The sequence below is a fragment of the Ignatzschineria sp. F8392 genome (genome assembly GCF_002252045.1).
Taxonomy (GTDB): Bacteria; Pseudomonadota; Gammaproteobacteria; order Cardiobacteriales; family Wohlfahrtiimonadaceae; genus Ignatzschineria.
Genome location: NZ_NEFF01000001.1, coordinates 559362 through 573063, shown reverse-complemented (window position 1 = coordinate 573063; position 13702 = coordinate 559362). Strand labels below are relative to the sequence as shown.

Sequence of the window (13702 nt, the reverse complement as noted above, 5' to 3'; positions counted from 1 at the left end):
ACAAATAGCGATCAATCCCCTCAACTCTTGAGAATTCGCTATAATAGAGATTCCTAATAAAAGCCTCATTAAAAAGAGTGATAGATGAAGAAAAAAATTAGAGTTGTTGCCGCTATTATCTGGGATCATAAGCGAGAAGAGATTCTCTTAAGTCGCCGAAAAGCAGAACAAGATTTTGCCGGTCTCTGGGAATTTCCCGGCGGAAAAGTCGAAGAGGGTGAACCGGATCAAGCCGCTTTAGTGCGAGAACTCAAAGAGGAGATCGCAATTGAAGCAACACTTTTTGAGGAGGCGCTCTCCTTTCAATACCACTATCCCGATAAAACAATCGACTTTGTTATCTTTGAAGTCTTTAGCTTTACAGGGATGCCTCAAGGGGCTGAATCACAAGAGATCGCTTGGGTTGAACAAGATCAATTGAGCGAACGACAATTTCCGGCCGCTAATAAAATGATCATCGACTATCTGCAAGAAAAATCAGACCATAAGCTCGAATAAAATGGCGTAAAAAATGCCGAGTATTATAAACCTCGGCATTCTTGTTTCATGCTTTTCTCTTGATGATTGAGATGACAACCTTAAGCGGTCATGATCACAATTTGAGAGCTAATGGAATAATCGCCTCTAATGTTAAACCTGGTTTTGCAATCTTATTGACGCGTTTTTTCGCTTCAGTTTGACTATAACCAAGACTCACTAACGCTTCAATGGCATCTGTGATAATCGCATCACCATCAGAAATTAACGTTCCACTGCTAGCCGCAATAAGATCATCGGTAATATCAAGCGGTGCCAAGGCTTTAATCTTATCGCGAAGCTCTACAATCAAGCGCTCTGCCGTTTTTTTACCTACACCGGGAACTTTTGTTAAACTATTGAGATCCTCCGTCTGAATCACACGATAGAGTTCCTCTGCAGAGAGTCCAGAGAGAATAAGAATCGCACTCTTAGGACCAATACCCGAGACACGAATCAATAGACGAAAGGCTTCTCGCTCTTTAGATGAGCTAAAGCCATAGAGAAGCGAGGCATCTTCTCGCACCACATGATGAATCGTTAATTGTACCTTCTCCCCTTCGCTCGGTAATTGTGCAAAGCTACTCATCGGTAGCTCCACTTCATAACCCACACCACCTACATCGATCAAAGCCTGATTGGGCAGACGCTTCTCTGCCAAAATACCGGTTAAACGACCAATCATACTAATCCCCCTAATTTTGAATGAAATGCATGCGTTAATGCTGCTGCTAATGCATCGGCCGCATCGACTTGTGGCTTACGATTTAATTTCAAGAGACTCTGCACCATATGTTGTACCTGCTCTTTCGCTGCATGTCCACGCCCAACGACAGTCTGCTTAATACGAGTCGCGGCATATTCCGCAACCGTTAATTCCGCCATCGCCGCCGCACACATCACAACCCCACGAGCCTGCCCTAATTTAAGGGCCGATTGTGGATTTTTGTGTAAAAAGACCTCTTCAATCGAGAGGACTTCAGGACGATAGAGCGCAATCAATTGATCGACACCTTGAAAAATCGTTAAGAGGCGATTGGCCATCGGTTCATCTGTCTTCATTCGAATACAGCCAGAATCCACATATTGTGGCCTTCTACCGCTAGCATCAATCACCCCATAACCGGTAATTCTAGAACCTGGATCGATTCCTAATATAATCATATAATCCTGTAAGAATTATGAGTGAGCAATCATTGGAAGAGTTGCTCTAAAATCTCATCAGAGATATCCGCATTAGAGTAGACCTTCTGAACATCATCGAGATTTTCTAACGCTTCCACCATCGCCATCACTTTTTTCGCAGCTTCAAGATCGATCGAGACGTTATTATCCGCATATTGTGTGACTTCTGAATCTTCCGGCTCTAGACCTGCTTCAACCATCGCATTATGTACATCGACATAGCTTTGCGGTGTGGTTAAGACCTCAATAGAACCATCTTCATCAACAATCACATCTTCTGCACCGGCATTAATCGCCGCTTCCATAATCGCATCTTCATCTGAATTTTCAGGATAGGAGAGAACACCCAACTCTCTAAATTGGAAAGCAACAGAACCATCCGTTCCTAAATTGCCGCCATATTTCGTGAAAGCATGACGCACTTCCCCAGCGGTACGATTACGATTATTAGAGAGGCAATCGACCATCACGGCAACGCCGCCGGCACCATAACCCTCATAACGGATCTCTTCATCAGGAGGACCATCGGTAATACCAAGACCACGATTCACGGCCCGCTCAATCGTATCCTTTGGCATATTTGCAGCATAAGCGCGATCAATCGCAAGGCGGAGACGTGGATTAGTCTCTGGATCGCCATTTCCTGATGTTCTGACTGCAATTGTGATCTCACGGATCAATTTGGTAAAAATTTTACCGCGTTTTTTATCTTGAGCACCTTTACGATGCTGTATATTTGCCCATTTACTGTGACCTGCCATATATCTACCTTATTGTGACAAGATTGATAAAAGAAAAGAGTAATAACGAATTAATAAAGAAGCTATTTTACCATAAAAGATGGTAAACGAATGAACGATTAAAGATGTATTCGCCGATAGCGGAGTGAGAAGCGAAAGAATACGCCGATCGGTAAAGAAAAACGCTCTCTTCCGAGTCCATTATCTGTTAAGCTATACGCGCAACAGTTAGCTAGCAATTGTCTGGCAAAATTGCCGAAGATGGGCGAGGTTCTCTCCTATTCCCCCTTATCTGTTACCAATAGCGTCTATAGAATTATGCTCCAAACACTTACTTGGGTACTCCTTCCGCTGCTAATTGGCTTTGCCATCCCCCTGAAAAAGCGCGCTCTGATTAAGCTTGTCGATCATATCCTGATCGCCTTAATCTATATCATTCTCTTTATTATGGGACTAAATTTAGCGGCCATTCCCGATCTTTGGCAACAACTACAATCGATCTTTGGAAAGACGTTGCTCTTCATTGTGCTTATTTTAGGGCTCAATATGGTAGCATTGATCTTCCTTGATAAGCAGCTCCCCTTCCCGCTCAAGCCGGGTTCTGTAAAGAAGGAATCCACATGGAGGGCGCTATTAGGCTCCTCAAAGCTGATTGGTTCCATTATTTTAGGTTTAATTGTAGGATTGCTTGCAAATCAATATATCTATCTCCCGGAACATCTTGCAGAGATCGCCTTAATGATACTCTTAGCTTGTGTCGGTTTACAGCTTCGAGCAAGTGGCGTGCATCTAAAAGCGGTTCTCTTAAATCGCTATGGGCTGATTCTTAGCTTCTTCTTTATTCTCTCCTCCTTTGCCGGAGGGATCATCGCTGCACTGATTTTACAGATGCCGATAACACATGGATTAGCGATCAGTTCGGGATTTGGTTGGTACTCGCTCTCTACCATTATTCTTCAAGATGCTCATGGTCCGATCTTAGGTTCAATCGCCTTCTTTAATGATCTTTTCCGCGAGTTTTTTGCTTTTATGGTCATTCCGCTTCTGATGGCACGCTATCCATTAACCGCCGTCGGTTCAGGCGGCGCAACCTCACTCGATTTTGTCTTGCCGGTCATTCAAAGAACGGGAGGCGCTCAAGTTGTCCCTATCGCGATTAGTTTCGGCTTTATCACCAATATCCTAGCGCCGATCTTTTTAGTCTTTTTTGCAAATCTCTAATCGCTTGTAAAAGGTTTTAACAGACTCTAAGACAATGTCTGGAGTCGCGGGAACCAACTATTTCATTCTTTTAACCACCGCATGCCCGCAGATCGGCATCTCTGATGCCCTTTGCCGGCACGCAATTTGGGGAAGAATGAGATAGTAAGACCCGGCAACGCAACAGCCTCTATTGTTTCAACTAATCATTTTTATGATTCTTAAGAGAATTCGTGGAACTGCGGGAGCCAACTATTTCGCTCTTATCACTCCTGCATGCCCGCTTGGTCAGCATCTCTAATGTCAGGAAAAATAGCGTTAAAATGATGATATTTGTTGGTGATAGGAGATCATCAACTGCCGGCACGTGTTTTTTGAAAGAATGCGATGGTAAAATCCGGCAGCGTTCAGCCTTTGTTGTCTTAATAAATCATTCTTAAGAAAGTTCGTGGAGCCGCGGGAACCAACTATTTCATTCTTTTAACCACTGCATGCCCGCAGGTCGGCATCTCTGATGCCCTTTGCCGGCACGCAATTTGGGGAAGAATGAGATAGTAAGACCCGGCAACGCAACAGCCTCTATTGTTTCAACTAATCATTTTTATGATTCTTAAGAGAATTCGTGGAACTGCGGGAGCCAACTATTTCGCTCTTATCACTCCTGCATGCCCGCTTGGTCAGCATCTCTAATGTCAGGAAAAATAGCGTTAAAATGATGATATTTGTTGGTGATAGGAGATCATCAACTGCCGGCACGTGTTTTTTGAAAGAATGCGATGGTGAGATCCGGCAGCGTTCAGCTTTTATTGTCTTAATGAATCATTCTTAAGAAAGTTCGTGAGCCGCGGGAACCAACTATTTCGCTCTTATCACTCCTGCATGCCCGCAGATCGGCTTCAATGATGCCTTTTGCCGGCGCGTGATTTCTGCAAGAACGCGATAGTAAGATCCGGCACCTCTACAACCCTTTTTGTATCAACCAATGACCTTAAGAACGGCGATTACGAATCAAATAATCAAGATCATTCGGGAGATTCTCTCGGCGTTGATCCTTCGATGAATCCTGCTCCTTAAATAGATGATCAATCTCCTCTTTATCCGGCGCTGAGAACTCTTTAGATTTAAAAGAATTCTCTTCGCTCTTCTTGATTGCCTCCTCCTTTTTCTTGATTAACTGCTGCCGTAAAATAACGAACATTGATCCAAAGAATACTTTAATCATGATTAAGAAGAACAGATAGATCACCGCAACAACCATCACCGCTTCCGGCACAATAGGCATCGATAGATCGAGAACAAAAGCGATCAATCCCCCCATCTTTAATAATCCTAACGTTGCACTACCGGCAAGAAGTGCAATCAGTAGCGCTTCAATACTCCTTAAAACAACTATTGGTAACGCCTCCTCCTCTTCAATAGCGGAGATTCGACTAAGAATCTGATAGGCAAAGAAAAAGATGCCCCAAATCGTTAAAATTAATTGTCCATTACTTGCCCCTTTTGTACTTCCATAGAGCGATGATGACCAAGGAAGTAGGAGAAGTGCAAAGAGAATAAGAGGATAACTCCCAACGAGTGAAACAATCAGACGAAGCGGTAGAAAGAACGCTGCAAGCTTTCGATGTCGCGAGGCACCAAAGAGAAGGAGCGATAAGAACGCGCCGGCAATCGCAGCAATAAAGGTAGATCCTAATACGATCTCAATCGTCGCCAGTGTCCCCTCATAAAGAGGGGCTGACATCTGCTCGATCCATCTTTGAGTAGTGCCTAAACTAACCATCTTTTCTCTCCATTTACTTCCCCCTTAACCGCACTTTTAACTCCACAAGTCAAAGCCCGATCTCTGACCTAACAATCAAAAAAAAGCAGTATCAACATCTCACGATACCGATACTGCTCTATTATGCCATGATCAAAAATGCATTAACTTATTTTGTGATCCTGATTCTAATCTTCTCTTAAACCTTACTCTGCGCCGGCAACCTCTGCACTAAGGGGCTTCGGAATTAAGAAGGAGACTAAAAGGGCCACAACCGTAATGATAAGACCTAATAACATCCCATTACCATATCCCTGTAGAAGATCACTACTCAATACCAACATCGCAGGTAAAAGTGCAAAACTTAAGCCGGCGCCGATATGGAAGGCTGCCGCATTCATCCCCGGCAAAAAGCCCGGATTATCTTGCGGTGAAAGAACAACGCCTAAACCATTGAGCATAATGTTCGCTGTTCCGGCATACATCACCCCGATCAGTAGCGTTCCTAAAATCAGAATGGTCAGAGAGCCTAAGCCAAAGAGCATCAAGATCAAAATTCCTATGATACTCCCGATCAAACCGAAACGAAGAATGCGATTATAACCCCAAATAGGTGCTAGTTTCCCCATGAAAGGTCCAACTAACCAACCGATTAAGGCGTAAGGTGCAAGAAGATAGATCGCTGTCTTATTCGCAGTAAAGTCAAAACCGATCTCTCCATTTTGCGCAAAAGAGACCACTAAACCATTCACAACGGCAAAGATACCGGTCATCGTCAGAACCGTGGTTAAAAGCAGAGCCCACGTCGAACGCTCTTTAAGATGCTCCACCGTAACGAGTGGCTCATTGATTCGCTTCTCAATCTGAATAAAGAAGAGAAAAGAGAGAATAGCGATAACAATAGAAATTGCGACAATCCACCAGTTGGCATGTGTGATCTTCCCTGCTTCATTAAAGGCCACTAAGAATCCAGCCAAGGTAATGACCAAAAAGAGAACGCCAAACCAATCCATCTTCTGCCCTGCGGAAGGTTTTGTCTCTCTCACACCTTTGAGAATAAAGGGAAGTGTAATAAGACCAACAGCAGCGATAAACCAGAATACCGGGCGGAAACCAAAGTGAGTGGCAATAAATCCACCTAAGAAAGCATCAATCCCGGCGATTCCACCATTGACAGCAGTAATAATCCCCATCAACATCCCGTAACGTTTTGGATCATTCACTTCAGCATGGAGCATCAACAGACAGAGCGGAACAACAGGTCCTGAAAAGCCTTGAATAATGCGTGATACAAAGTAGAGCTCGATATTAGGCGTAATGGCTGAAAGCACACCCCCAATCGTTGTCACAAAGATCAGAAGAAAGAGGATCTTACGACGCCCGACAATATCACTTAAGCGAGGAATAAAGATAGAAAAGAGCGCCGCTGACATAAAGAAGGCTGTTTGTGAAAGGCCTATCGTTGCCTCTGATGTATCAAGCGCGCCAGCAATCGTCACTAATACCGGGTTGAGCATGGTTGCATTGAGCTGAAAAGCCATACAGGCCATCAAGAGCGCAACCATAAGAGGAACCACACTCCGTGGTTCCGTCACCTCGGCAGATTTTGTAATATCATTCTGCGTCATAATCCACCTCGCCGATATGCTCTAATGCTTCGACTATGAGATCCCAAAAGTAAGCGTGATTTAATTTCACTGCAACCTGCGTATGGCAATCTTCACTCGGTGGCATACGGAAATCAGCGACGGTCATGCCTAAGGTTAATGTTCCTGTCAATTCAATATCCACGGGTACTTTCTGAGTTGTCATCACTGCGGGATCGATCACATAGGCAACCGCACAGGGATCATGAACCGGTGGATAGATAAATCCTTGCGCTTTTTCATAAAGCACACCAAAGTGTTCCAATAGTTCCACCACAAATTTTGCCGGCTTTGTGCCAATCTGTGCAATTTTCTCAATCACATCGGGAGTTGCTAAAGCTTGATGCGTTAAATCGAGGCCTACCATTGTTAAAGGCCATTTTTCATTAAAGACAATATGGGCTGCTTCTGGATCAATTTTAATATTAAATTCAGCAACGGCACTCCAGTTCCCAACATGATAGCCACCGCCCATTAAAACAACCTCTTTCACAAGCGAGGCGATCTTGGGCTCTTTACGAACTGCCATCGCAATATTGGTCAAGCCACCAGTTGGAACTAATGTTACTGTCTTTGGTGGATGGCTGAGAATAGTCTCAATAATGAGGTCGACCGCATGACGCGAATCGAGTTCAAGATCAGGTTCTGGCAATGTTGGGCCATCTAAACCCGATTCCCCATGAACATCGGGGGCAATCTCCACGTCACGCACTAATGGTCTTGAACAACCTGCGGCAAATGGAACGCCGACAATATTGGCAACTTTTGCCAACCCTAAAGCATTACGGGTCACCTTCTCTAATGTCTGATTTCCCACAACGGTCGTGACCGCTAAGAGTTCGATATTGGGATTCCCATGCGCTAAAAGAAGTGCAATGGCATCATCATGCCCAGGATCACAATCTAAAATGATTTTCTTGACCATATTCATTACCTCATATTGTCCTATTCAAAAGTGACTACACTACTGACTACACTACAATTTTAGAGTGCTGTGATGACATTGTCATTAAAGCTTCTCATTCAATTGCCAGCCCGACTGTGAAAAGAGTGCATTATACAGTGGTTAGCGCTCTCTTTACCTAAAGATATTGACTACATTTTGACCTTTCGCAAAGAATAACACAACACTTTCTCCCTCCACTTCCTAGATTTTAGCACTCAATGTTGCTGCAAATGCTACTCATCGTCGAGATACGCTAAAGATAAGTTAGAAGAGAAGTGGTATTAAAAGTTGTACTTCAGAGGAATACCATATAATATATAAATTCATATATTATTTACCCATTAGCCTATAAACTATTAGTCTATAAACCCAAATAAGAATCCAAATAACTCATCAGAAAAATCTGATAAATAGAGGAGCTTCATATGAAAAAGAATATTGGAACACTCGATGCAACTATTCGTATCATCGTTGGCATCATCATCTTAAGTTTAGTCTTTATTGGTCCTAAATCACTTTGGGGCTTGATCGGTTTAGTTCCACTTTTAACAGGAATTATCCGCTACTGCCCACTCTACCCTGTTCTAGGTATCAATACTTGTAAGAAGTAACAGCTGTAAAAAAGGAATAGTCGCTCTAACCCCCCATCAGAGCGACTATTTTTATATAAAGTATCACACCTCTTTAAAAGCCTTTGAGAGTTAGATCTACGTTCCCTTAAGCTATGCATTGCCAATCCCTATACTACTTTGCAACGCTCTAACCGATCCCTCTCATAAGGCTCTTTTTTTATTTCTATTTTATTATTTCAACTAATAAGAAAGTTCATGGAGCCGCGGGAAACGACCATTTCGCTCTTTTTACCCCTGCATGCCCGCAGTTAGGCATCAATGATGCTAAGAGAAATCAGATCTACAGCAAACCATGATTGAGATGATTATCGGTAATCGAGAGATTGCCGCTTTGCCGGCGCAAGATTTCTGGAAAAACGCGATAGTGAGATCCGGCACCTCATCAACCTCTTTTATTTCAATAAATCAATTATTTTTCCGGCGATAAAAGATCACCGACTGCCGGCGCGTGATTTTTAAAAAAATGCGGTAGTAATATCCGGCAGTGTTCAGCTTTTGTTGTCTTAATGAATCATTCTTAAGAAAGTTCGTGGAGCCGCGGGAACCGACTATTTCGTTCTTTTTACCCCTGCATGCCCGCAGAATGGCATCAATGATGCCAAGAGAAATTAGATCTACAGCAAACCATGATTAAGATGATTATCGGTAATCGAGAGATTGCCGCTTGCCGGCGCAAAATTTCTGGAAAAACGCGATAGTGAAATCCGGCACCTCATCAGCCTATTTTGCATCAATTAAATGAATGTTAATTATTACTTGTAGATCGCTTATTGCCCGGCATGCAATTGATGGAAGTATGCAGTAGTGATCTCCGGCAATTCAACAGCTTCTGTTTTCATGCATACCCTCTAAGACGATTTCTGGAGCCGCGGGAACCGACCATTTCGCTCTTATCACTACTGCATGCCCGCAGTTAGGCATCTCTGACGCCTATTGCCGGCGCGTGATTTTTAAAAAAATGCGGTAGTAAGATCCGGCAGCGTTCAGCTTTTGTTATCTTAATGAATCATTCTTAAGAAAGTTCATGGAGCCGCGGGAAACGACCATTTTGCTCTTATCACTACTGCATGCCCGCAGTTAGGCATCTCTGATGCCAAGAGAAATCAGATCTACAGCAAACCATGATTGAGATGATTATCGGTAATCGAGAGATTGCCGCTTGCCGGCGCAAGATTTCTGGAAAAACGCGATAGTGAGATCCGGCACCTCATCAGCCCTATTTATTTCAATAAATCAATTATTTTTCCGGCGATAAAAGATCACCGACTGCCGGCGCGTGATTTTTGAAAGAACGCGATAGTGAGATCCGGCGTACCGATAATAAAAAATCGCACCTAATGTGCGATTTTAAAATACTTTATGCTTTCAATAATCTCTGGAGCATTACGCCTCTTTAAGTGCGCTTAAGGCTGCATCTAAAATAGGGATCGTTGCATCGATCTCCTTCTCTGTCACAATGAGCGCTGGGAAATAACGAACAACATTCCCCCCTGCGGAGACTAACAGCAACTTGCGTGCTAAAGCCTCTTTAACTAGATCTCCCGCTTGTAGAGAATCATCGAGCTTAAACCCTAAAAGTAATCCTTTTCCACGAATCTCAACAATCTCTGGATGCTTCTTCTGTAATGCTTCTAAAGCACTATGGGCATATTCTCCCATCTTTTTCACATGAGAGAGCATCTCTTCTGAAGTGATCTCATCTAATACTGTTGCGGCAACACTACAGACAAAAGGATTACCACCATAAGTCGAACCATGATCGCCCGGTACTAAGATCTCATTTGCTATCCCCTTTGTAATACAAGCACCGATCGGCACTCCGCCCCCTAATGCTTTTGCTAATGTCACAACATCTGCCTTTAAGGGGAGCTGATCAGAATAGAGAACTGTCCCGGTACGAGACATTCCACATTGAATCTCATCGAAGATCACTAACGCTTGATGCTCCTCTGCTAAATGCGCAATCTCTGCAATAAAAGATTCCGTTGCTGAGGTTAATCCCCCTTCCCCTTGGATCGGCTCCAAAATAATGGCGCAGACATCACTATTAAAATGTGCTTTTAACATGTCAAGATCATTAAACTCAATCTCTACCGTATTGGGAATCAAAGGGCGATAATCTGCTTGATACTTCTCTTGCCCAGTTACGGCTAAAGTCCCTGTCGTACGCCCATGAAAGGAGTTCTTCATATAGAGAATCACATTTTTAGAAGGAGAGATTTGTTTTCCATACTTCCGCGCAATTTTAAGCGCTAGCTCATTTGCTTCTGCACCACTATTGCAGAAGAAGACACGATCATAACCGGTTGCGGCAAGTAACTTTTCTGCCGCGCGATTTTGCGCCTCATTGTAGTAGAGGTTAGAGACATGAAGTAGCGTCTCCGCCTGCTTTTGAATTGTTTCAACCATTTTAGGGTGTGCATGACCTAATGCATTGACCGCAATACCGGAGACAAAATCGAGATATCGATCCCCCTTATCATCAATCAATGTTAACCCTTCACCCTTTACAAAATTGACCGGAAACCGATTATATACATTGAGTAGCATCTCTTATCCTTTTGGTTTTACGCTATTATATTTTACAGTTGATCGACCTCTCATCATCTCTTACTATCGCTCATAGATTGAGAGAGATCCTATCGACATATATCCTATCGATATATTCTATTGTTCACTATTATTGACGATTATTGATTTTAAACTCTATTTATGACTCTGCTTATGACTCGTCATATGACCTAAGGAGCGTTAATCTTTATAGATCATCGTTCCGCACCCCTCTTCTGTAAAGAGTTCTAATAAGATCGAATGACGAATCTGCCCATTTAAGATAATGACATGATGAACACCACGCTCAATCGCCTCAAGACAGGTATTGACCTTCGGAATCATTCCACCGCTGATAATCCCCTGATCAATATAAGATTTTGCCGTTGTGACCGACATATCGGCAATAAGAGAACTCTTATCTTCAAAGTCACGATAGACACCATTGACATCGGTTAAGAAGATTAAGCGATACGCTTCGACAGCGGCGGCAACTTCTCCGGCAACATAATCGGCATTGATATTGAAGGTCTCGCCGGCAGGGCCAATCCCGATCGATGAGATCACAGGAATATAACCTTGCTCTACCAGAATATCGATTAAGGCACGATCAACAGATTCGATCTCACCAACATAGCCGATATCGATCTTTTCACCCTCTTTTTCAATATATTTCTTACGCGCCGTTAACATCCCGCCATCTTTACCACTTAAGCCTACAGCTTTTGCACCTAAGCGATTAAGATCTGCCACAATGCCCTTATTGATCTTCGCCGATAGCACCATCTCCGCTATCTCAACCGTTTCAGCATCACTAACGCGATTGCCCTCTACAAATCGGCTCTCCTTATTGACCCGTTTTAACATAGCATTAATCTCAGGGCCACCACCATGAATAATGATGGGACGTAATCCGACATACTTCATCAGAACGATATCCTTCATAAACTCATCGCGCACCTTTTCATCCACCATGGCGGCACCCCCATACTTGATCACTACCGTTTTATCCGCATATTTACGAATAAATGGTAATGCCTCCACCAAGATATGGGCCTTATCGTGATTGGTAATCATCCTCTATCCTTATTACTTTCTTCTTGTTTTCTTCTTGTTTTCTTCTTGCTTTCTTACGAGCCTAGGTCCTAATGACTACGAGCATGTTTACAAATAAAAAAGTGATCAATCTATAAACAGGCTCGTACTCCACTCATCCTACAACAGAGTTAAGTGCGGTAATCGGCATTGATCTTGATGTAATCGTAGGAGAGATCGCATCCCCAAGCAGTTGCCGTACTCCCCCCATTCATCAGATCAACAAAGATAGTGATCGTCTCCTCTTTTAAGAGGGTATCAAGCTCAGACTCATCAAATTTTGCACCAAAACCATCTGCAACAATCTGCACCGATTTGCCAGCAGCTTCCATAAAGATCTGCACCTTTGAGATATCATATTCTGCCGTTGCATTTCCTACCGCACAGATAATTCTTCCCCAGTTGCCATCTTCACCAAAGATCGCTGTCTTCACAAGACTTGAGGTCACAACTGATTTGGCAACGCTCTGTGCATCAGCCAAAGAGCGAGCATGCTCAACACGAACTTCTAGAAGTTTAGTCGCCCCTTCCCCATCTCGTGCAATCTTTTTCGCTAATAACTGATTAACGGTATCTAATCCCCGCTTAAATTTGAGGTAGGCATCTCCGCTCGCTTCAATTTTGGTGTGATTAGCAAGGCCATTGGCAAAGATAAATGCAGAGTCATTCGTACTAGTATCGCCATCAACAGAGACCATATTGTAAGAGGTATTCACACTCGCGGAGAAAGCCTTTTGTAACATCTCTTTTGAGATATTAGCATCTGTTGTTAAGACGGCAATCATCGTCGCCATATTGGGATGAATCATGCCCGAACCTTTCGCCATACCGGAGATAGTGACGATCTCACCTTCTAACTCAAAGTAGACTGCCACCTCTTTAGAGACAAGATCGGTTGTCATGATCGCTTCTGCGGCTTCATTCCCTCCTTCACGACTAAGTGCCTTAGGAACTTCGACTAATCCTTTACGAATAATCTCCATCGGCAACTGTTGACCGATCACACCGGTAGAAGCTACAAAGATCGACTCGGTATCGACATCCATCTCTTTAGCGACTATTTCACACATCTCCAATGCATTTGCCGCACCCTCTTCACCGGTACAAGCATTGGCATTTCCACTATTGATAATCAGACCGCGATGCGTCTCATTTGCTAAAAAGCCGGCACAAAGATCGACCGGCGCTGCACGAAACTTATTTTGGGTCAATGTTGCGGCTGCAACTGCCGGCGTTTCACTCCAGATAAAAGCGAGATCTTTCTTCCCACTCTCCTTAATTCCTGCCGTAATACCGGCGGCTTGAAATCCCGGGGTTGAGGTAATCGTCCCGTCTTTCAAAATTGTAATCATGATTCTTCACTCCTAATATTGAGAATCTTACTTCCCTAAAACTTCGACCCAATCTAAAACAAGGTCTAAAAGATAATTATT

General features: G+C 43.4%; 12 protein-coding genes. 3 read left to right on the top strand and 9 right to left on the bottom strand.

Features of this window, described 5'->3' with window-relative positions:
• The first annotated feature begins 84 nt into the window (after positions 1 to 84).
• Positions 85 to 498, top strand: a complete 414-nt coding sequence (mutT, locus tag B9T19_RS02485) for an 8-oxo-dGTP diphosphatase MutT (RefSeq protein WP_094567002.1) — start codon at positions 85 to 87, stop codon at positions 496 to 498.
• Positions 499 to 592: 94 nt separating this feature from the next.
• On the opposite strand, the gene ruvA is transcribed toward mutT, so the two are convergent.
• Genes ruvA through B9T19_RS02470 form a run of 3 tightly spaced genes read right to left on the bottom strand, consistent with a single transcriptional unit; the run spans position 593 to position 2462 of the window.
• Positions 593 to 1201, bottom strand: a complete 609-nt coding sequence (gene ruvA, locus B9T19_RS02480; protein ID WP_094567001.1) for a Holliday junction branch migration protein RuvA — start codon at positions 1199 to 1201, stop codon at positions 593 to 595.
• The gene (ruvC, locus tag B9T19_RS02475) at positions 1198 to 1680 is read right to left on the bottom strand and encodes a crossover junction endodeoxyribonuclease RuvC (RefSeq protein ID WP_094567000.1); all 483 of its coding nucleotides are present in this window, start codon (positions 1678 to 1680) and stop codon (positions 1198 to 1200) included. Before ruvC ends, ruvA begins: the two co-directional genes overlap by 4 nt.
• Before the next feature lie 29 nt (positions 1681 to 1709).
• Positions 1710 to 2462 (bottom strand): YebC/PmpR family DNA-binding transcriptional regulator, encoded by a 753-nt coding sequence (locus B9T19_RS02470; protein ID WP_094566999.1) that lies wholly within the window; start codon positions 2460 to 2462, stop codon positions 1710 to 1712.
• 297 nt (positions 2463 to 2759) lie between these two features.
• Here B9T19_RS02470 and B9T19_RS02465 point away from each other — a divergent pair, with 297 nt between their 5' ends.
• Entirely contained in the window at positions 2760 to 3662 is a 903-nt protein-coding gene (locus tag B9T19_RS02465) for a lysine exporter LysO family protein (RefSeq protein ID WP_233146769.1), read from the top strand.
• Positions 3663 to 4629: 967 nt separating this feature from the next.
• On the opposite strand, the gene B9T19_RS02460 is transcribed toward B9T19_RS02465, so the two are convergent.
• The 3 genes from B9T19_RS02460 to B9T19_RS02450 form a co-directional block, all read right to left on the bottom strand.
• Positions 4630 to 5421: a hypothetical protein gene (locus tag B9T19_RS02460; protein WP_094566998.1), complete on the bottom strand. Its 792-nt coding sequence runs from the start codon at positions 5419 to 5421 to the stop codon at positions 4630 to 4632.
• 185 nt (positions 5422 to 5606) lie between these two features.
• Positions 5607 to 7028 (bottom strand): MFS transporter, encoded by a 1422-nt coding sequence (locus B9T19_RS02455; protein WP_094566997.1) that lies wholly within the window; start codon positions 7026 to 7028, stop codon positions 5607 to 5609.
• On the bottom strand, positions 7015 to 7971 hold the full coding sequence (locus B9T19_RS02450; protein ID WP_094566996.1) for a nucleoside hydrolase: 957 nt from the start codon (positions 7969 to 7971) through the stop codon (positions 7015 to 7017). Before B9T19_RS02450 ends, B9T19_RS02455 begins: the two co-directional genes overlap by 14 nt.
• A 446-nt stretch (positions 7972 to 8417) precedes the next feature.
• Here B9T19_RS02450 and B9T19_RS02445 point away from each other — a divergent pair, with 446 nt between their 5' ends.
• A complete protein-coding gene (locus tag B9T19_RS02445; protein WP_094566995.1) occupies positions 8418 to 8603 on the top strand; it encodes a DUF2892 domain-containing protein in 186 nt (61 codons plus the stop codon).
• Between the two features lie 1404 nt (positions 8604 to 10007).
• Here the strand turns inward: B9T19_RS02445 and B9T19_RS02440 are convergent.
• The 3 genes from B9T19_RS02440 to argJ all read right to left on the bottom strand — a co-directional run bounded on the left by B9T19_RS02440 (position 10008) and on the right by argJ (position 13621).
• Positions 10008 to 11174 carry an aspartate aminotransferase family protein gene (locus B9T19_RS02440; RefSeq protein ID WP_094566994.1) on the bottom strand — a complete coding sequence of 389 codons (1167 nt, stop codon included), beginning with the start codon at positions 11172 to 11174 and terminating at the stop codon, positions 10008 to 10010.
• 201 nt (positions 11175 to 11375) lie between these two features.
• Entirely contained in the window at positions 11376 to 12251 is an 876-nt protein-coding gene (gene argB, locus B9T19_RS02435) for an acetylglutamate kinase (protein ID WP_094566993.1), read from the bottom strand.
• Positions 12252 to 12400: 149 nt separating this feature from the next.
• Positions 12401 to 13621, bottom strand: a complete 1221-nt coding sequence (gene argJ, locus B9T19_RS02430) for a bifunctional glutamate N-acetyltransferase/amino-acid acetyltransferase ArgJ (RefSeq protein WP_304441065.1) — start codon at positions 13619 to 13621, stop codon at positions 12401 to 12403.
• Positions 13622 to 13702 lie beyond the last annotated feature (81 nt).